The organism is Limosilactobacillus rudii, from assembly GCF_014145455.1.
Classification (GTDB): Bacteria; Bacillota; Bacilli; order Lactobacillales; family Lactobacillaceae; genus Limosilactobacillus; species Limosilactobacillus rudii.
The window spans coordinates 1-17,539 of sequence record NZ_JACIVB010000046.1 but is presented as its reverse complement, the minus strand read 5'-3'; the positions used below and the strand labels follow the sequence as shown (position 1 = coordinate 17,539).

Annotated in this window: 33 protein-coding genes, 8 tRNA genes and 2 pseudogenes; 5 read left to right on the top strand and 38 right to left on the bottom strand. The window is 37.1% G+C overall.

Translation table 11 applies throughout. From position 1 onward, the window contains the following. Positions 1-123: 123 nt before the first annotated feature. The 31 genes and pseudogenes from H5S39_RS03595 to H5S39_RS03450 all read right to left on the bottom strand — a co-directional run bounded on the left by H5S39_RS03595 (position 124) and on the right by H5S39_RS03450 (position 13,135). The gene (locus tag H5S39_RS03595; protein WP_182595878.1) at positions 124-339 is read right to left on the bottom strand and encodes a helix-turn-helix domain-containing protein; all 216 of its coding nucleotides are present in this window, start codon (positions 337-339) and stop codon (positions 124-126) included. Positions 340-486: 147 nt separating this feature from the next. After that, the gene (locus H5S39_RS03590; protein ID WP_182595877.1) at positions 487-630 is read right to left on the bottom strand and encodes a hypothetical protein; all 144 of its coding nucleotides are present in this window, start codon (positions 628-630) and stop codon (positions 487-489) included. Between the two features lie 126 nt (positions 631-756). Next, positions 757-841: transfer RNA gene (locus H5S39_RS03585), tRNA-OTHER, on the bottom strand. A gap of 618 nt (positions 842-1,459) precedes the next feature. Continuing rightward, the gene (locus tag H5S39_RS03580; protein ID WP_182595876.1) at positions 1,460-1,948 is read right to left on the bottom strand and encodes an ArpU family phage packaging/lysis transcriptional regulator; all 489 of its coding nucleotides are present in this window, start codon (positions 1,946-1,948) and stop codon (positions 1,460-1,462) included. An 82-nt stretch (positions 1,949-2,030) separates the two neighbouring features. Continuing rightward, on the bottom strand, positions 2,031-2,231 hold the full coding sequence (locus H5S39_RS03575) for a hypothetical protein (protein ID WP_182595875.1): 201 nt from the start codon (positions 2,229-2,231) through the stop codon (positions 2,031-2,033). Next, positions 2,228-2,392, bottom strand: a complete 165-nt coding sequence (locus H5S39_RS03570; protein ID WP_182595874.1) for a hypothetical protein — start codon at positions 2,390-2,392, stop codon at positions 2,228-2,230. The genes H5S39_RS03575 and H5S39_RS03570 overlap by 4 nt, the downstream gene beginning before the upstream one ends. Continuing rightward, positions 2,374-2,802 (bottom strand): RusA family crossover junction endodeoxyribonuclease, encoded by a 429-nt coding sequence (locus H5S39_RS03565; RefSeq protein ID WP_220477047.1) that lies wholly within the window; start codon positions 2,800-2,802, stop codon positions 2,374-2,376. Before H5S39_RS03565 ends, H5S39_RS03570 begins: the two co-directional genes overlap by 19 nt. A 207-nt stretch (positions 2,803-3,009) precedes the next feature. Next, positions 3,010-3,507: a MazG-like family protein gene (locus H5S39_RS03560; protein ID WP_231832847.1), complete on the bottom strand. Its 498-nt coding sequence runs from the start codon at positions 3,505-3,507 to the stop codon at positions 3,010-3,012. Continuing rightward, entirely contained in the window at positions 3,507-3,824 is a 318-nt protein-coding gene (locus tag H5S39_RS03555) for a hypothetical protein (RefSeq protein WP_182595873.1), read from the bottom strand. Before H5S39_RS03555 ends, H5S39_RS03560 begins: the two co-directional genes overlap by 1 nt. Beyond that, positions 3,811-4,026: a hypothetical protein gene (locus tag H5S39_RS03550; RefSeq protein ID WP_182595872.1), complete on the bottom strand. Its 216-nt coding sequence runs from the start codon at positions 4,024-4,026 to the stop codon at positions 3,811-3,813. The genes H5S39_RS03555 and H5S39_RS03550 overlap by 14 nt, the downstream gene beginning before the upstream one ends. Beyond that, positions 4,019-4,486 carry a class I SAM-dependent methyltransferase gene (locus H5S39_RS03545; protein WP_182595911.1) on the bottom strand — a complete coding sequence of 156 codons (468 nt, stop codon included), beginning with the start codon at positions 4,484-4,486 and terminating at the stop codon, positions 4,019-4,021. The genes H5S39_RS03550 and H5S39_RS03545 overlap by 8 nt, the downstream gene beginning before the upstream one ends. Next, the gene (locus tag H5S39_RS03540) at positions 4,473-4,805 is read right to left on the bottom strand and encodes a hypothetical protein (RefSeq protein ID WP_182595871.1); all 333 of its coding nucleotides are present in this window, start codon (positions 4,803-4,805) and stop codon (positions 4,473-4,475) included. The genes H5S39_RS03545 and H5S39_RS03540 overlap by 14 nt, the downstream gene beginning before the upstream one ends. Before the next feature lie 115 nt (positions 4,806-4,920). Next, complete coding sequence (locus tag H5S39_RS03535; protein ID WP_182595870.1) at positions 4,921-5,382, bottom strand: hypothetical protein; 462 nt, start codon at positions 5,380-5,382, stop codon at positions 4,921-4,923. A 5-nt stretch (positions 5,383-5,387) separates the two neighbouring features. Continuing rightward, complete coding sequence (locus H5S39_RS03530) at positions 5,388-5,828, bottom strand: hypothetical protein (protein WP_182595869.1); 441 nt, start codon at positions 5,826-5,828, stop codon at positions 5,388-5,390. Beyond that, positions 5,821-6,099, bottom strand: coding sequence for a hypothetical protein (locus H5S39_RS03525; protein ID WP_182595868.1), 279 nt, complete (start codon positions 6,097-6,099; stop codon positions 5,821-5,823). The genes H5S39_RS03530 and H5S39_RS03525 overlap by 8 nt, the downstream gene beginning before the upstream one ends. Next, complete coding sequence (locus H5S39_RS03520) at positions 6,089-6,262, bottom strand: hypothetical protein (RefSeq protein ID WP_182595867.1); 174 nt, start codon at positions 6,260-6,262, stop codon at positions 6,089-6,091. The genes H5S39_RS03525 and H5S39_RS03520 overlap by 11 nt, the downstream gene beginning before the upstream one ends. After that, entirely contained in the window at positions 6,262-7,062 is an 801-nt protein-coding gene (locus H5S39_RS03515) for an ATP-binding protein (RefSeq protein WP_182595866.1), read from the bottom strand. Before H5S39_RS03515 ends, H5S39_RS03520 begins: the two co-directional genes overlap by 1 nt. Positions 7,063-7,080: 18 nt before the next feature. Further along, positions 7,081-7,896 carry a conserved phage C-terminal domain-containing protein gene (locus tag H5S39_RS03510; protein ID WP_182595865.1) on the bottom strand — a complete coding sequence of 272 codons (816 nt, stop codon included), beginning with the start codon at positions 7,894-7,896 and terminating at the stop codon, positions 7,081-7,083. 15 nt (positions 7,897-7,911) lie between these two features. Continuing rightward, positions 7,912-8,295 (bottom strand): annotated as a pseudogene (gene ssb / locus H5S39_RS03505) (single-stranded DNA-binding protein); the annotation flags it as partial. Continuing rightward, complete coding sequence (locus H5S39_RS03500; RefSeq protein ID WP_182595863.1) at positions 8,288-8,950, bottom strand: putative HNHc nuclease; 663 nt, start codon at positions 8,948-8,950, stop codon at positions 8,288-8,290. The pseudogene ssb and the gene H5S39_RS03500, both read right to left, overlap by 8 nt. A 5-nt stretch (positions 8,951-8,955) precedes the next feature. Then, entirely contained in the window at positions 8,956-9,717 is a 762-nt protein-coding gene (locus H5S39_RS03495; protein WP_182595862.1) for an ERF family protein, read from the bottom strand. Next, positions 9,717-10,304: a host-nuclease inhibitor Gam family protein gene (locus H5S39_RS03490; protein WP_182595861.1), complete on the bottom strand. Its 588-nt coding sequence runs from the start codon at positions 10,302-10,304 to the stop codon at positions 9,717-9,719. The genes H5S39_RS03495 and H5S39_RS03490 overlap by 1 nt, the downstream gene beginning before the upstream one ends. 2 nt (positions 10,305-10,306) lie before the next feature. Then, positions 10,307-10,519 carry a hypothetical protein gene (locus H5S39_RS03485; RefSeq protein ID WP_182595860.1) on the bottom strand — a complete coding sequence of 71 codons (213 nt, stop codon included), beginning with the start codon at positions 10,517-10,519 and terminating at the stop codon, positions 10,307-10,309. After that, positions 10,519-10,707, bottom strand: a complete 189-nt coding sequence (locus H5S39_RS03480) for a hypothetical protein (protein ID WP_182595859.1) — start codon at positions 10,705-10,707, stop codon at positions 10,519-10,521. The genes H5S39_RS03485 and H5S39_RS03480 overlap by 1 nt, the downstream gene beginning before the upstream one ends. A gap of 24 nt (positions 10,708-10,731) precedes the next feature. Beyond that, on the bottom strand, positions 10,732-10,920 hold the full coding sequence (locus tag H5S39_RS03475; RefSeq protein ID WP_182595858.1) for a hypothetical protein: 189 nt from the start codon (positions 10,918-10,920) through the stop codon (positions 10,732-10,734). Next, positions 10,917-11,123: a DNA-binding protein gene (locus tag H5S39_RS03470; RefSeq protein WP_182595857.1), complete on the bottom strand. Its 207-nt coding sequence runs from the start codon at positions 11,121-11,123 to the stop codon at positions 10,917-10,919. Before H5S39_RS03470 ends, H5S39_RS03475 begins: the two co-directional genes overlap by 4 nt. Before the next feature lie 13 nt (positions 11,124-11,136). Continuing rightward, positions 11,137-11,259 (bottom strand): hypothetical protein, encoded by a 123-nt coding sequence (locus H5S39_RS11560; protein WP_259407318.1) that lies wholly within the window; start codon positions 11,257-11,259, stop codon positions 11,137-11,139. A gap of 12 nt (positions 11,260-11,271) precedes the next feature. Beyond that, entirely contained in the window at positions 11,272-11,610 is a 339-nt protein-coding gene (locus H5S39_RS03465) for a DUF771 domain-containing protein (RefSeq protein WP_182595856.1), read from the bottom strand. Positions 11,611-11,830: 220 nt separating this feature from the next. Then, positions 11,831-11,992, bottom strand: coding sequence for a hypothetical protein (locus H5S39_RS03460; protein WP_182595855.1), 162 nt, complete (start codon positions 11,990-11,992; stop codon positions 11,831-11,833). Between the two features lie 11 nt (positions 11,993-12,003). Next, positions 12,004-12,802: pseudogene (locus tag H5S39_RS03455) on the bottom strand (phage antirepressor KilAC domain-containing protein). Positions 12,803-12,928: 126 nt separating this feature from the next. Then, on the bottom strand, positions 12,929-13,135 hold the full coding sequence (locus tag H5S39_RS03450; RefSeq protein ID WP_182595854.1) for a helix-turn-helix transcriptional regulator: 207 nt from the start codon (positions 13,133-13,135) through the stop codon (positions 12,929-12,931). A 525-nt stretch (positions 13,136-13,660) separates the two neighbouring features. Here H5S39_RS03450 and H5S39_RS03445 point away from each other — a divergent pair. From H5S39_RS03445 to H5S39_RS03425, 5 genes are all read left to right on the top strand, one after another. Continuing rightward, positions 13,661-14,083, top strand: a complete 423-nt coding sequence (locus H5S39_RS03445; protein WP_182595853.1) for a helix-turn-helix domain-containing protein — start codon at positions 13,661-13,663, stop codon at positions 14,081-14,083. Positions 14,084-14,096: 13 nt separating this feature from the next. After that, positions 14,097-14,540 carry an ImmA/IrrE family metallo-endopeptidase gene (locus H5S39_RS03440; RefSeq protein WP_182595852.1) on the top strand — a complete coding sequence of 148 codons (444 nt, stop codon included), beginning with the start codon at positions 14,097-14,099 and terminating at the stop codon, positions 14,538-14,540. 58 nt (positions 14,541-14,598) lie between these two features. Next, a complete protein-coding gene (locus H5S39_RS03435) occupies positions 14,599-15,216 on the top strand; it encodes a hypothetical protein (protein WP_182595851.1) in 618 nt (205 codons plus the stop codon). An 82-nt stretch (positions 15,217-15,298) separates the two neighbouring features. Beyond that, positions 15,299-15,616 (top strand): hypothetical protein, encoded by a 318-nt coding sequence (locus H5S39_RS03430; RefSeq protein ID WP_182595850.1) that lies wholly within the window; start codon positions 15,299-15,301, stop codon positions 15,614-15,616. Then, positions 15,616-16,749: a site-specific integrase gene (locus H5S39_RS03425; RefSeq protein ID WP_182595849.1), complete on the top strand. Its 1,134-nt coding sequence runs from the start codon at positions 15,616-15,618 to the stop codon at positions 16,747-16,749. Before H5S39_RS03430 ends, H5S39_RS03425 begins: the two co-directional genes overlap by 1 nt. Before the next feature lie 100 nt (positions 16,750-16,849). On the opposite strand, the gene H5S39_RS03420 is transcribed toward H5S39_RS03425, so the two are convergent. The 7 genes from H5S39_RS03420 to H5S39_RS03390 all read right to left on the bottom strand — a co-directional run bounded on the left by H5S39_RS03420 (position 16,850) and on the right by H5S39_RS03390 (position 17,497). Next, positions 16,850-16,934, bottom strand: a tRNA-Leu gene (locus tag H5S39_RS03420). 14 nt (positions 16,935-16,948) lie between these two features. Next, positions 16,949-17,019 (bottom strand) — tRNA-Cys (locus H5S39_RS03415). 34 nt (positions 17,020-17,053) lie between these two features. Then, a tRNA-His gene (locus tag H5S39_RS03410) sits at positions 17,054-17,128 on the bottom strand. 17 nt (positions 17,129-17,145) lie between these two features. Beyond that, positions 17,146-17,216, bottom strand: a tRNA-Trp gene (locus H5S39_RS03405). A 7-nt stretch (positions 17,217-17,223) separates the two neighbouring features. Continuing rightward, positions 17,224-17,306: transfer RNA gene (locus H5S39_RS03400), tRNA-Tyr, on the bottom strand. 5 nt (positions 17,307-17,311) lie between these two features. Beyond that, a tRNA-Phe gene (locus H5S39_RS03395) sits at positions 17,312-17,384 on the bottom strand. 40 nt (positions 17,385-17,424) lie between these two features. Further along, positions 17,425-17,497, bottom strand: a tRNA-Val gene (locus tag H5S39_RS03390). Positions 17,498-17,539: the final 42 nt, after the last annotated feature.

Sequence of the window (17,539 nt, the reverse complement as noted above, 5' to 3'; positions counted from 1 at the left end):
AGGAAATTACACCGGTGTGCAAAATGAGTTCAGTTAGCTACTTAACTCGAACCGGTTGGGGCGCTTAATAGGCGCTCTTTTTATTTTAAATAAACTAAAAGACGGTAGCCACCAGCTATCGTCTTAATTATTTTTTCTTGGGTCCTTTATTCCTGTTATTGCTTCCATTCCCTCTGTGGTAACTACCCATGCTCTACCAAATTTTCGAATAGAACCATCAGGAAATTTATCTGGATTTTGCTTATAGAAGGTTCTTACATAGCTATCATTCTTGCCCCAAATATTAGCCGCCTCTCTAGCGTCCATAATATCAGGACTATTCAAATCTATCCGATCCATGAGTGAACCACCCCATAAACAACCCAAGCAACTACTCCAGTAATAAGCGCCCATTGAATACTTTTTCTATACTTTTTTTCCTGTTTACTCATGATAAAATAAGATATGGCAATATAGGCGAGGATTTATCCTCACCTTTGCTTTTAGTTATTTTTTAAGAAGAAAGTGATTAACTATATCTCTGATTGTTTGAACAATCGGATATGCTGGAACTGCCCAGGCGGCTATTGCCGTCCACTTGGCAACTTCGGCTCGTTGGTTATCTTTCTTCTTTTTATTTTTCTTTGCCATATCTTTTACCTCCTTTCTACAATTATTATATTAACACGTTATGGAGTTATAATCAATACTTTAACGTGTTTAATTTTAGAAAGTTGGATTTTTTCAAGCTTTACACAACCATATAGCCATCTAAAATACTGATGGACGGAATCGAACCGTCTTTTCTCCACAGTTAAAACGGAAAGTGACTTGTGGTGCTTTGCCATTAAGCTACATCAGTAAAATATCGTGGTAGTGATCAAACGTAAAGGAGGAGCTTTTCATCTCCTTTATTAATAAAATTATATTTATAAGCACCACGATAAAGCTAAGAGCTGGAATTGAACCAGACTTCAGGCATATATGTTTAACAGAGACTAGCGACAAATATACATGCCCTAACCATAGGACGTTAGCCTTATAGCATGATCTGCAAAATAAATGCTATAAAAGTAAATACTGGGAACTGCCCCCACAAGTACTACTTTTTCTGTGATACTTGATGTCTAAATTCACGTATTTACATTAAGAAACTGGTAAAAGAAAATGTGTTAGTTGCACAAATAACAAAAGGAAGAGATGTTATCAGAATAACAATCTGAGTATTACCAGTTTCAATGTGGATTATGGACTCTACCTCCATCTGCCAGTTTGCGGTGCCTGAAGTTCACCGTCTTCTTGCTTTCCACACAGCTATTATTAGCTAACGTTTGTTAAGCTCCCGAGTTGCGGTACACAAAAACAACTAGAGTGTACAAACGACCAACAGTTATAAGCTTGTTGAGGCTTAAATTGCTTACACGGACTCTCGTGAAAACTTCTATCGCAATCATGCGACAATATCATAATATACTAAAAGTTATCCTGCTGATGTCCCATGTTTTTCCTGTTTTTGTCCTGTTTTTTGATAAACGTGCAAATCTGGAATAATTTCTTCTGAAACTCCGTAATAATGACAAGCAGGCTCTAAACAGTCAGCAAATTCTGAACATGCCATCTTCAATTTTGAATAGTAAGTATCATTACCTGAATACCCTATTCTCTTTTTCACCTTGTCATTAGACATGCCTTCTAAATACCGACATTTAATAATTGTTTGACTCATTATTGAACAATGCTTTACAGCGTAATTCACTGCACATACAGCTCCACCATATAAAGCGTGTTCTAACATTCTCCGTTCTGAGCTATTTCCATAAGATGGCGCTTTAGGCATGTCATCGACAGTTGGAGAGCTATAATCACCCCAAGAACCTGCACGCCGTTTAACTTCTGGATAAACGTTATAGAGAAAGTCTTGTACTTTTAAAAAAGTAGCTTCTTTGTCAAGTTGTGGAAATAGTTGCACCAACTACACGCTCCCTTTATAATTTTTAGAGTTGATTGTTTATTTTGTAGTGGACGTGCCTTCTGGTGCGTCCCTTTTTTGTTTAGAACGACCAATTATTAGGATTAGCTGGAGAATGCAATGTATCAGTTGGCACTTCATATCCTTTAGCTAACAAGTGATACACAGCAAATTTATACTCTCGCCACGCCTCATCTCCTTCTTTGGGGTGTTCCATTGAAGTTTGCGCTGCCTTCATCGCCTTTTTGGCTAAGGTCTTGTACAATTCATCAGTTAATTTCATAAACCAATCCACCAACTAATAATTGTCTTCCATAGCCATGTAACACTACCAATCAACATCCCCAACATTCCTAAAGAAATAAATACTACTAAAACACCAACAAAAATTGCCACTAAAATTCCAGTAGCTTCTGAAACCTTACTTACAAGTCTGGTTCCCATTTTTCCACCTCTATTTCTACTCTTGGATTATCTGAATACAACTTATCAACTTCCTCATGCACTATTAAGCTATCGTCTTTCCAGACAATTCCATTTAATCCATCTTCCGTTGACTTTACATAGTTAGATATATCCGGTTTTACAATAGGTCTTTCCTTACCCTCAATCCGAGCCTGTTTTAGTTTCTTAGAGATACTTTTCTGTACTGGACGATAGAACCGCATTTTCACACTCAGAGGCCCTTCTAACGGTTTTCGACCTAACATATATTTCAAAGCAGTCATACTCAGTCTTCTTTTGTAAATTGCCGGATTTAATGGGTCGTAAACTCTAATTTGTCCTTTTCTACTAACAGTTGCTCTTGGTCTAGCCTGTGAAACTGGCTCAAAATAAAATACCATCTTAATCATTAGCTTTACCTAAGAAGAAACCAATAATAATTCCTAAGCAAAATGTAAATAATGTGAACATCTAGCTGTTACCTCTCTTTAGTAATAGTTTTTTCTTTTCCCACATTTTGAACACCTGTATTGAACTATTCGGCTATTATTAATCCAAATAATGCCGTGATAAACGTAATTGTGGTTGCAAAACAACTGTCTTAGCCTTAAAAACACTTACTTGTCATCCTCCTCTAAATCACTAGCTTTAATGAACACACCATTGACTGTTTTTCCTTTGCGATTAGCAATCTGCTCCCAAGCATAGTTGTAGGCTTCTTGTGGATTAATTCCGATTTGATGACAAAATACAACAATCGTTACTAAAAGGTCTCCCACACTATCAACCAATTCAGTATGCTTTTGCTTGTTATATGCTGCCGATGTTTCACCAAGTTCTTCTACAATTTTTGTAAATTGCACATGTGGGTCTTTATCAAGTAAGTCCCGTTCCTCAGCCCAGCGTCTTAAGTTATCTGTAAATTCTTCAAAATTAATCATGGTTGCTCCTTCATCATCTAAATCTTTAATCGGTATATCCAAGTGCACTCTTTTACCCATTGCTAACGTAACATTCTGTTTAATGCCGTTAACCGCAACAATATGGCTTTGTACTCCCTTGTAACGTACAACGTCATCGTTAATAAACTTGTTCATGACTTCATCAAAATCCATTACTCTTCCTCCTCGTTTAGTGGTCGTCCACATTGCGGACAGAAGTTAAACACATTTTCGATCCTCACTTCTATAGGCTGTGGTAAATTGTCAAGTGCATATCCTCTTCCGTCACCGTATTTAAGCCAAGTGATCCTAAGAGCTTTTCCTGATAGAAAACACTCAATATTGCGAACTGATCCATCGTCTTTGGTTCCTTTCACCCAAAAAGATTCTTTAGCATCTAGCACAGCACCATTATCATTAAAAGGACTATCTGGGTTTTTGCTGTCATAATGACAATACTTACAATTTTTCTGCTTTTCAGTCAATTTCATCTAATACAATCCCTTCTTTGGACGTGTCAACTTGCTTAGCATGATAGCCAAAGTAGTCAACGTTTCCATAAGTTTCTTCTAGTTCACTCATATAAACTATGGAAATTGCGTCCTCAATGTCACAAGCATTAACTAAGTACTTTGATAGGTGCCCTTCAACACGATAGAGTTTTAACTGAAACAAGCTAGTTTGCTTACTCATTCTTAATAAACACGCTCCATTTCGTTTTACTTCTCATATCACCCAGTATCGGTTGCTGACCGAACGCCCTGAATACTTCCTTGATTTGTATTTGGTCTTCGTTCCACTTAAAAAGCATTGTTCCTGTTGGTTTCAGCACCCGCATTATTTCTTGGAATGCACAGTGAAAATCATGTGGCCACCCCATTAAATCAAGGGTTCCGTATTTCTTCGCCAGCCATGAAGTCTTACCTGCACGGACCAGATGTGGTGGGTCGAAAATAACTAAATCGAAAGTGCAGTCATCAAACGGAATGTTCTTCCAGTCAGCTTGTATGTCTGGATTAATTTCAATCTTACGTACTAAGTTACGATCTTTTGCCGTATAGATAGCCTTACGAATATCCATGTAAGTTGTATGCGGTTCTTCTTTGTCATACCAAAACATTCGACTACCACAGCAAACATCAAGAATTTTCATCTGCGTATTTCTCCAATCGTGGTGCCAGCCATTCATATGCTTCAAGTGGCGAGTCAAAGCTAGCATTCAATTCCTCAATCCAATCCTCTGCTTTAGGTGGATAAACAAATGTTGACCAAGTTACTAAAGGAATATCACCAAACCTATTATTACGCTGGCTAGGAATTGGCAATCCTGTTTTCTTAGCAGTCCACCATGTTCCATTATCTATTTGATCAATGCTGTCTAATTCAATTCTCCAACCCTTTTTGACTAAGTTATGAAAAAGATTAAAAAGTTCTTCTAACGTTATGTTTGTCCATTCGAATTCATTCATCATTTCTTCCACCTCTTTGGCTTCCTAGCTTTGCTATGCCACCATTGGCTATATTCATAGCTTGCTTTGCTCATGAACTTAGCTCGCTCTAGTTGTCGCTTACGAGTTCGCTTAGTCATCACGCTTGACCCGCTTTCATTCGTTCAAGTAACGCATCATCTTCATATCTATCTTTATCATCTTTGAAGATTTCTGTTGCCCTGTAATAAAAACCATGCTCATCTTTTTCTCCAAAATTATCCGTAGCCGAATTAAGGAAGATTTTCCCTCTGCATTGAGGACAATTCATGAATCGATAGCCAAATGGAACATTCTTTATACAAGTCAAACCACAATAAGGACACGCTACTTCTGTTTTTACTGGTTCATGGTATTTAGGACGATTGTATTCCAGATAATTACGTTGAATTTGGCGCTCTCGTGGCTTCTCATCACTTTTAGGCTCATTTTCGGTAATCTCTAGCTCATCACCAGTAACAAGCTCATACGCCTTTACAATCGTTTTAAACTTGATGTTCTTATTTTCATCAGTAGTAGCAAGCTTCAAACTCACACCATTACTTTCAAGTTTTAATTTCATTAGCCCTATTCCTCCATTTTTAATAAATCAATTACTTTCTCTAATCGTGGATAATGTTGTTTCAATTCTTCTAGCCGTGAAGTCGTATAACTCACTGGCGCCCATTCAATACTCATTCCTTCATCATCGACCAATAAATACATACCATCGTCATCAGAGTCTTTTCCTAAGAATAGTACCCATGATTTTTCTTCTGGCATCATCCACTGATTAATTAGTGCCATTGTTGCTGTGTAAAGCTTTAATGGTATATCTTTACCAAACGATGAACTAAAGTTCTTTCCAGTGCCTTTATCAACAATAGTTAGCCAATGTTCATTCTTATCTGGTGTTCTAAGATAAAACGTGTAACCATCGTAAAATGATTTAATATCTTTCCAACCTAGTTTCAGTAACTGGTCTCGTAACTCTTCTTTTTTCGCTATTCTTAATCTTTCTTTATCCATTATTAACTCCCAATTTTCTTGCATACCGCCAACTAGTAGTTTCAGCATCATAAACTAACTCATAATTATCAGGATTGTAGTAATCTTCTAACTTTGTAAACTCATCCTGCATCCCTAAGAGATCTAAAAAGAATCTATCCGAGTTAATTTGTCCGTTTACCCTTGCTTCTACAACCTCTGTTGAATATCCATGCAGCGTTGCTAGTCGATCTTCAAAGTCTTTTTTCACTTTATGAAGAATAAATTCTCGTTCATGTCTATCAGCTTGCATACTCCAATCCCTCCTCTAGTTCAGAAAGCGTTATATTAATAGTTCCGTAATCATTAGTTAGATCAACGGTTCCGTCTCCATAAGAACCGGTAACCAAATATTCTGAACCTTCATACACAACAGGTTCTTGTTTCAAAATCAAAGCTGTAATATCTAAATTCACTATTTCTTTCCTCGCACATCATCTAATTTGTCAAAAACCACTATCTGGTTTTTATCTTTTGGTATAAGTCGACTAAGTAATTTATCGTTATACATTGTGTGTAACTCATCAAGAGTATTGTTAGTCGTGATAATAATTGAACCGACTGGAGCGTTCTCTTCTTCATCAAAACGTGCATTAGAGACTGAATACATCTCATCTTGCATATCTTTATGAACAGGCTTAATGCTTTCTTTCATTCCACCTTCTGTACCAAAATCATCTAAAAGCAAAACATCAGCCTCTTTCATTCCTCGCATAGTATCTTCTATTCGCTGTCTTAGCTCAGGGCGTTCATACCTATCTCGTAGCAACCGAAGAAGTTCCATTGTTGAAACCACCATTACTGTTTTATTTCGATGAGCAACATAGTTAAGCATTGCTAATGCTAAAGATGTTTTACCAACACCTGGCTTCCCAGATAAAACCACATTTTGATTTTTATCTAAGATTGACCGTGCTAATTGATGACACTTTTTAGCAACTAGTTTGGCCTTTTCATTGTCACTTTGCATTTCTGGTTTCCATTGATTGAATGAAAAATTAATCGATTTATTTCCGCTATAAAGGCTGTAACGGCGATAAGCCTTATTCTTTTTATTAGTTAGCATCTGCTCATATTTACGTTGAGCAGCTTTATTTCTATCTTCTTGAGTAGCAGCAGCCTTTTTAAGGTCGACTCCATGCTCCTCAGCCAGTCGTTCAAATTTTTCAGGATTACCAACTGCTTGTAAAACTTCCATTGCAATATTTTTAGTCATTATGATTTACCCACCTTCCTAGAAGAAGGAGAAGTCATTGCTACTATTTGGCTTCTGTGCTGGCTGCACTATCTCATTCAAATATCCATCAATCTTAGAAGGTCTAAATAAGGTTTCCGGCTTTAAGTAGTTATCACCTGGCTGTCCGTTTCCAAACACCTTGCCATGCCATTGCTGATATTTAATATCAATAATCTTCTTCATGTCCTCAACTGTGTAGCCTTCTTTTAGTCGTGGATCAATAGCCTTTTTATTACCTGAGGCATTAGGCTTAAAGTTCTTGCCTGTCTTCTCATTTAGATAAGAGATAACTTCTTTTCGCTGAGAAGTTAAAGTGTCGTCAGGCTGTGCCTGGCTATTATATTTTTTACTTTCTATTGTTTCTTCTTGTCTTTGATAATTCTTACTATTGTTATTTCTTAGTGACGGGTTTTCCGTCGGGTCAGTTTCCCGTTGGGTGGTTTTCCCATCGGACGGATTTTCCGTATTTTCTCCCCTTTTTTTGTCGTTTTCCCCGTCAACGGTATTTCCCGTCTGACGGTCTGGAATATCAGATAAAATCCATTCCATTCCTGAGAATTTTCCTCCATTGTTTTGACGGTTAACTCTCTTCAAATATCCGAACTCTTCTAATTCTTTTAAGCCATTTTGTAAGCTCTCACGTCCATCAGTAGCATGTTTAGCTACCTCGCTCACATAAAACTGCCAATTATCAGCTTGACTCCACAAATAGATAAATATTCCTCTTGCTTTCCAACTTAACCGATCATCTCTAATAAGTTGATTACTAACATTTGTGTAGTTGTTCTGAGTCCGTTTAATCAGTCTAGCCATCGTTTTATCCTCCTAAAACGGTAGTTGATCTTCTAAATCAATAGATGGTTGATTAGAGTAATTGTTTTGTTGCGATTTTGGTTTTGACTCCAGTAGTGAGAAGCTATCAACAATTACTTCGGTTATGAAGACATGCTGTCCTTGCTGGTTATCATAGCTTCGAGTCTGAATACGGCCATCAATTCCAACTAATGAGCCTTTGTGAGTGAAGTTACTGAAATTTTCAGCTGACTTTCTCCAAACAATACATCTTATGAAATCAGCTTCCCTATCTCCGTTTTGATTTTTAAATTGACGATTAACTGCTAAGTTAAATGTCACTACTGCTGTACCAGAAGTTGTATATTTTAGCTCCGGTTCACTTGTTAATCGCCCAGTTAATATTGCACGGTTAATCATTTGTTATCCTCCCTAGGTGTAATTCTTTTGCAAGTTCTGGTGTTACTTTGATTGGTTTTAAGTGGTAGCGCTCCATAAACTTTCGAGCACCCATAGCATGGCGGATTGTATGATGCACCCTACACAATGGTTCTATATACATTCCTGTATGGTTAATCTTGTTTCGATTACGTCCCATACCTACTGTGGTTATATGGTCAATATCCGCATGACCTTTTAAGCAGATTGCACACTTCTTATAGCGAATGCATAGCATAACTCTTGGAAAGTCATCCGGTAAGCTATCCCACAATTGTGTCTTAAATGGAATATCTTCATAAAAGAAGAAGGCAAGCATTACTGTTATCATGTGGCTTGCAGTAGTCACACTACAATTTGCAAGACTAAAAGGCTCAATATCATATGTGTCTTGGGTTAATTCTTTGAAAAAGGCCTTAGCTTCATCTGACATAAAACCTGTATATTCACAATAGTCACCAATTAGCGCATAAATCTTTTTCTGTTGATCCGGTGTAATATGCCTTCCATCTTCAATTGTCAGGCTCACTGTGGGCTGTTTTCCATTAGCTAGAGTATTTATTCGTCTTGCGTCTAAAACACTTTCTAAGGCAACCTCAGCTTTATTTCCACTAATACCTAATAACTTGCCAAACATTTACATCATCCTTGACTTGGTTGCATTGCTTCTTTTCCCAACTGTTGGGCAATATTGATACAAATTGCTAATTGTGCATCAACTGTTTTTGCATTAGCCCAATTAGGTTCCTTCTTCGCCATATCTTTTACCGAACTATCAGCTTTCTCATACTCAATACCTAAAGCTCCTGCTAATGCATTAATTGCATTATGATAGGCTTCTTTACGAGCATTATTTACTGTTTGTTTCCGTGGCCGTTGCTGAGGAGCTGGGGCATTATTTCGTGGATAATAATTATTCTGCTGTTGCTGATTAGTTGCTGGGGCTGCAACGTCACTGTTCTCTGCATCAGGGTCTTCTTCCTGGTCAGAAATGTTAAATAATTGCTTGTAAAAGTACTTTTGAGCAGTTGTACAAGCTTTAACCATTGCCTTTTCTCCGGTATCCATTCCAGAGCCAGGCATCATTCCAACTATTTCTTGTTCCTTTCTTCCATCAGTGATAGTGAAAATTCCCATTACATCAACAATATGATTTGTAGTTTTTCTTCCTGGTACATCACGTTGATCGAGTACCTCATACTTTGGAATAATAGCGAACCCGTTAAGTGCCATTACTTTTTTTACGGCTGCTTTAATAGCTGCCTCACTCTGAAACCTGTAATTTTGGTAATTATTGGCACCGTCTTTCTTAATTGGTCCAATATCTGCAATAGCTCTATTAAGCTTCTCAGCAAGTGAAAGATTTTCTTTTTTCTCCTTAGGAGTTTCAACTTTCTCAACCATTATTTGTCCTCCTTAATTGGCTTAATCGTGAATTCACGGCGAGCAGGCTTTACTTGTTCAACACCTTCAAGCATTTCACCAGTTTCAGGATCAATGACTTTGCCATTCTTTACTGGATAATCCTTAATATGTTTCTTAAATTCGCCCCACTTAACTTTCTTGATAGTTTCCGTTTTAATAAACTCATCAGGTAATACTTCAAGCAGCTTTTTATCATCGTGTTTATATTCAGGCTGCTTCTTTGCGTAACTGATGTTTCCGTTAGGTGTTGGAAGCTTATATGTCGCCTTCTGAGCTTGCTTTGGGTCTGTATATTCACGGATAAGTCCAACATAATAGTCTCTTGACTCGTCAAGCTTTTTATTGCTTTCAGCCAGCCATTTTTTAGCTTGGTCAATCTTAATTTGATGAGGGGAAATGGCTTCTTCCACCATTTTCTGATTATTTAACCGTTTCTCCTCAACCTCTTTAAGTTTTCCTAGTGCCCAGGTAACATCCCCATCATCAGTTAAAGTAAAGCGATCATCCGAAACGCCACTCATTGCTTGTTCTAGCGCTAATTGTTCTTGTGATTTAACTTGGTCCATGTCTATTCTCCTAACATTGTTAATGCTGCTATCATCGCCAAACGAATTTGAGGTGCTTTCTTTGCCGCTTCGTAAAGTAAATAGGCCATATCTTCCCGGCTGCCTTCACCCGTTATTAACGTTTTTTCGCCACCATCTGCCATCAAAATGAAGTTGTCAAACTTTTCTTTAGTCTGCTCATTGATTGCTTTCAAAATATCTGTTGGATTATTCATTAAGCCCACCCCATTTCTTTACAGAAGTTCTCATTTGCAAAGTCAAGATTGAAATAATCTAAGGATAAAGCATCATAATTACCGACTGTGCATTTGTTAAGGTCACGCTTTATAGCGCTTTTTGCACGCCATATCTCACCTAACCAGTAAGAAGCTACTAAAGACATTTCATTTAATTGTTGTTCCATGATATAATTACCTCGAAATTTGTTTTAATATGATTTGGATTTGCCATCGGCTGTGTCAGAGCCGGTGGCTTTCTTTGTGTGTAAATTCCACAGTAGTAGTGAGTAGAAGAATAGTAGGAACACTGCTCCATCATAATCACCTAAACTTGCACAATAGGCTATCCATGCACCTATCAGCATTGCTGTAATTTTAGAATTAACTATTTTTGTCATTCAATCACCTCCTTTCTCGGGTCAACTAGGAACAGAAAGAATTTTGCAACTTGAGTAGTAATAGCCGAGTTGCCTAAGTTATTGTTGCGATAAATCGCAATTGCATTACTAATAAATGCTTCTTGCTCCTCGATTGAATAACCTTTGAAGTTAACTAACTTCTTTGATAGTTCAACAAACTTGTTTAATTTCTTAGTACTCATAGGTACCTACCTCCTAATGCTTCTTCCGATACTTTGGCTTCAATACGTTCAATTTCTCGTGTTCGATCACGTTGACAATCGCTCCGATTAAGAAGCAAGCAATGATCACGAGCCATGGAATTGCTAGTCCTAGCATCAACTCATCTCCTTATCTTGCTAGCTTTTCGTACCAATCAATTTCATCGTGTTCATCAAGCCACTTCTTCATCTGCTCAAATTTGACGTACGTTCCTTTCATTCCTGGTTCACGTCCTGACGGATTGATCGCCCATCCTCCGTTCACATCAAGCGTTTCAGGGAAACGATCAAAGATCAGATTACGAATCCATTGCTTAGAATGATTGCGGAAGTAGTCCTTACGAACATCATCAAGTGGCGGACAATAAGCACGCAAATCTTCACGTGGTACAAGATCGAGTTTCCTCACTACTTCCATCACCGCTGAGTTAATCTGCTCATCTGGAATAGACATACTTATTTGCGCCATCTAATCAGCTCCTTTCTTTTGCTATAATTAATCCATCTCCTATGAAAGGAGGTGAAAATTATGAGTGATTTTAAGATCACCTTAAATAGTCGAACAACTGGTAATTTAGATATCTTGTCAAGTATCCTTAACTCTGCCGAATTCAATATCAAATGCCCAAATTGTAATAATGAATTCAAAGTTAAATTAGGTGACAACACATGCCCAAATTGCCATAAAATTATTTCTGTTTCTCAGTAAGATTTGCCAACTTAGAAGCTAGTACATCAGTTAATGTATTGGCTTCTTTTAATTTTGAAATTAAACTATCAACTTTAGCTTCACTTATATCAACTTGTGAAGAGTCAACATCTAGTTTTATTTCTATGTTTTCTTTTGCCATCTAATCGCCTCCTAAGCATCTAACCTTTCTTCATTAAGAAATTTATTAATGAAGTATTGCTGACCTTTTCCTGTTACCTTTGTTGTGATATTGACAGTTGTATGCCCGTCCGAATGATTGATAACTGTTTCTTTAGTCTTGAAAAGTCCCAATTCCATTGAACGTTGAGTAGGAACATTACGATTACTACCTCTAGTTCCTAGATAGCCATTCTTTCGCATCCAAGCAAATAGTCTATTTTGCCCAATGTTCACACCGTTTTGACGAAGAATTTTAGCAAGCTGTCCAACAAGAATTGCTGAATTACTTGTAGAAACTGCATCAGCAAACAATGCCTTAGGTTTCATTTTTTTCATTTTCAAGCTGCAACATTTGGCGACGCTGCTGCTCTTCTTTCAACTGCGTAGCAAGATTGATAATTGTATCTGGATTAAGTAGTGCCTTCTCAATTGTTTGTGGTGTCATATAAGCACCGTGTTTGCGAATAGATGGTAAGACCTCACTTGTTACCCAACGTTTGAATTCTTTAGCGGTTGGTAATTCCGAACTGAAAACTAGTGAATAGACCCCTGATTCAGCTATTACTGTTTTGTTAGTCCAATCATTCGTTCCCCATAGGGTAGTGTACAAATCGCCCGAATCCTTGCGGCTCAAGGACTTACGATCTTCATGGTCTACATGTTGGTTAATTGCCCTATTCAAATCTTTATATCCCAAAATCATCGCTACATCCTTACCAACAAAGTAAGGCTCATTATTAATTGTTACTGTACGAACTTGTTGTCCGTGAAAATTGAATAGTTGTTGCATTTGTTTGTCTCCTTAAATGCTTTGTTACCATTTAATTCATCTCCCGATGGAAAGAGGTGATTGTATGGATATAAGCTAATTACATCTATTTTAATTAGTATAAAGCTCGTTTTTCGTCCGTTTTAACTAATTAGAATAGTTAAAAGCTGTAAAAAAAATATCCTCTTTGGGTACACCAAAATAATCTTCTATCTTTTGCATCATCGGTGGCTTAGGAGTAGCAGTTCCTACCTCCCAAGATGAGATTGCTTTTTGAGATGTTCCAAGAGCCTTTGCGAGCTGTTCTTGAGTCATATTATGCTCTGCTCTTAAAATTTTTAATTTTGTTTGCAATTAAGTTTCCCCCTCTAAATAAAGCAAAACACTATAACGCAAATAATCAACAATAGTAATAAAATTCCAAAATGAATAGTAATAGATAAGTCTGATGTATTATCAGTCACATTGCGTTGAATAGAGATACTTCCAAGTAGTTTCTTTCTTAAATTCATTGTGTTATTAAGTTATGGTAAACTGTATACTAAAGGAGGAGGAAATTCTCCTCCTTTGTATCCAAAGCCTAGTGCTTAAAGCTAAAGCCTAGATGAATTAAAACTTCTGGGAAAAGTTTTAATTCAATTATCAAGGAGAAACTTTTTAATGGTTTCTTCTTTTTTTGTTTACTCATAACCTTTGCTCCTTTCTATTAAATTTATAAGGCATATCAACCTTACAAAACTATAATATACTATTTTAATTAGTATTACAACCATAAATAGTATATTTTTCTATTTATATTAGTAAAATACTGATTTCAATAGTATTTTACATTTAATAATAGTATTATCATAGTAAATACTATTAAGATTGGTGAAAGCTATGTTAGGAAATATAATAAAAGAGCTTAGAAAAGATAAGCATATTACACAAAAAGAATTAGCAAAATTAATGAACGTTTCACAACAAACAGTTGGAGCTTGGGAAACAGGTCGTGCTATTCCAGGATCAGACACTCTAGGAGAGCTTGCTGATCTTTTCAACGTCTCTACCGATTACCTACTTGGTCGATCCAACGAAGAAAAAAAGCCTTACTATGAATTAACAGATAAAGAAAAAAACGACATCGCCATTCAAGCCGAAAAGTTAATGGAAGGTATTGAATCTGGGGATAATCTTAATTTTTATGGTGAACCCGCTACTGAGGAACAAAAGGAAAGGCTGCTAATCGCTGTTCAAACCGCTATGGAAATGAATAAGCGAAAAGCTAAAAAGAATTTCACACCTAAAAAATATCGTAATTAGGTGGTGGGTTCATATGTGTTCGTTTATAGAAAAGAATTACAAAAAAATAAAAAGCAAATATACACTCACAACACCTCAAGAGCTGCTAAAGGAAGCTAATATCGAGTTGCTTATGATGCCATTAATTGATAGTACCGGTGGTTTTACAATAGCGAATAACCGTTATGCAACAGTTGTTGTTAATAGCGATTGGGATGAACACTATCTTGAATTCGTAATACTACATGAATTCAGTCATCTAGTATTACATGGCGGATCTAGCACCCCTTACTATCGTGTTATCGGCGCTGATCGTTTTATTCCCAAAATAGAACATGAAGCAAATGAGCTGGCTATGAAGCTATTACTTGATATGCACGATCAAGATGAAATAAAACGTCTTACGAAATCACAATTAGTTTACTATCTTGGAATTGATGAAGATTTATTAAGGTATATACCAAAGCTGGATTATTAAACATTACGTCCAAAAACTGATCGACGTTAAAAGCTGGATTATTATTGGAGGAGTTTATATGTATACACTTTCCTATGTTTTATATGGAATTGGTGGTGTAGCTGTCCTAATTCTCCTAGGCTTCACCATTGCATTATTTAAGAAGAAAGGTACAGCTAAAACAAATAAAATCGCTCTTATTATTTCAGTTTTAGTAGCTGTAGCCTCATTTGGATATGGTGGTTATCACCAGTACGATATTAATCAGACGATTGAAGCTGCTGACGATGAATTTGCTGATAATGCTGATAAATTCACTAAATTGTATAAAACAACTTACGATGATATTGAAGAGTCAGGTAATAGTATTAGAGATTCGTGGGCAAAGGGAATTGTTGATGCTGCAGCCGATGATGAACAAGCTGATATACCCTCAATAATCGTAGAAGCGGTAGTTGATAACCAAGAAAATATTGATAACTCAACCACCAATATACACAAGCTTAAAAAATACTTAGATACAATGAATGACTATGACACTGGTGAATATGATTATGATGCTTATAACAAAGCCTATAAACGTCTTAATAGTTTAGTCAATTATGTTAGTGATCCCAGCGGTTCCTTAAGTAGTTATTCAGATAAATTAGATACTTTAGTTTCGGATGTGGATGACGCATACAAAGATATTGAATAAGTTAATTGTAGAAACCGGTCGAAATCGACCGGTTTAAAAAGCACTGTAAAAGAACATATGTACGAAGAAAGGATTATTTATTATGAACAAAAATGAACTACTAGAATATATCGACAATAATTCCTCAGCAATCACTATCTTTAAAGATAAAGTCCGAACTGAACAAGAAGCTAAAAATAAAAAACGCCAACCTGCTAAGCGATGGAACGAAGCAAAGATTGAACGCATTGTAGATAAATATACTGATGATTTTATTGGTAACGTCTATGACAAGCTCTATAAAGCGGTAAAAGCTAATAGGAACACCCCTATCCAAGAATGGATTGCCTTTATTGAAACTAATGAAATTCTTGATGATTTGGAAGAAAACGTAAGCATGATGGAGATTGGAGAAGAATAATGGCTAACTTTATGAAACGTGGTAAAAAATGGCAGGCTCGCATTACTTGGCGAGATGAAAACGGCAAGCTCCACCAAAAGAGTAAGTCAGGATTCGACACCAAACAGCAAGCCAAACAATATGCAGCTAAATTGCAGAAAGAGCGGCTTGACGGCATTGATATAGAAAACGATCCTACATTTGCCGATTATTTTGATGACTGGTTTAATATTTATAAGAAAGCGCACATAACTCAAGTAACCGCTCGTCACTACATTTGGACGCACAAAAGGATTGAAGAATATTTCAACAATAAAAAACTTAAAAAGATTACTAGACGTGATTATCAACAGTTTATCAATTGGTATGGGAAAGATCACGCCCCGCAATCGGTTAAGAAACTGAATAGTCAATGTAGAGCTAGTGTTCGCTCTGCTGTTAATGATGGAATCATTGTTAAGAATTTTACCGAAGATATTAATTTAGTTTGGAACGAAGATAAGAAAGTTAAAGTTAAGTATTTGAGTATTGCTGAAACACAACAGCTTATTAAAACTCTCCTTAATGGTCGCGATACACGCTATACAGCTAGATATATGATACTGACTGCAATTTATACTGGTGCCCGTTTGGGAGAAATAATGGCTCTTTCGTGGTCTGATATTAACGAACCTTGGAAGACGATTTCAATTACAAAAGCATCAAACTATCATGTTGATGGTAGCGATAAAAAGACTAAGAATGAATCATCTGTCAGAACTATTAGAGTAAATAAAGAACTAATTGATTTATTAAATGAATTACAGGTTAACCATAGCAACAAGGTATTTCAAAATCAAGAAGGTACAGTTCCTGGTTCAAATGGAGTTAATAAGGTTCTCCGCCATGCAATGCAAGTTGCTGGAATAACCGATAAGGGGAAGTTTCATTTCCACAGTTTAAGACACGTACACGTTGCCTACCTACTTTCGCAAGGCGTAGATATATATGCAATTAGTAAACGGCTCGGTCATAAAGACATCACGACAACCACCAAAGACTACGCTTATCTTATAAATGAAATGAGAGCTAAGTCTGAAAAACACGTTGAAGGTATCTTAGATAATCTAAATTCAAGTGATGATGTACAAAAGATGTACAAATCTGATGAATAATAAAATAATTTTAAAACAAAAAATTCCTGTAACCCTTGATACACAAGGACTACAGGAAATAACTTTAGCCTAGCTGATAATTCGCATCACTGCTTAAATATGCCTCCGGTGGGGGTCGAACCCACACTCCCTCAACGGGAACTGGATTTTGAGTCCAGCGCGTCTGCCAATTCCGCCACAGAGGCATCAGCTAACTAAAAGGTGGTAATCGGATTTGAACCGATGATAAAGGTTTTGCAGACCTCTGCCTTACCACTTGGCTATACCACCAAATAGTTAAGATTAAGTCTTTACTTAATCAAAGGGCGGTATGTGGGATTTGAACCCACGCGTGCCGGACCCACAAACCGGTGTGTTAACCAAACTTCACCAATACCGCCAAAATATTCAGTTAAGCAGGGATAGTAGGAATCGAACCCACAATGACGGTTTTGGAGACCGTAGTTATACCGTTTAACTATATCCCTATAAAAATGGGGGAGAGTGGATTCGAACCACCGAACCCGAAGGAACGGTTTTACAGACCGTCGCGTTTAGCCAGACTTCGCTACTCCCCCATAAATGGCGCGGGACGGAATCGAACCGCCGACACACGGAGCTTCAATCCGTTGCTCTACCAACTGAGCTACCGAGCCATGGTGTCATGGGTATATGTGCAACAAACAATGTTGCTAATGGAGGATACAGGGCTCGAACCTGTGACCCCCTGCTTGTAAGGCAGATGCTCTCCCAACTGAGCTAATCCTCCAAAAGTGACCCGTGCGGGATTTGAACCCACGATACCAGCGTG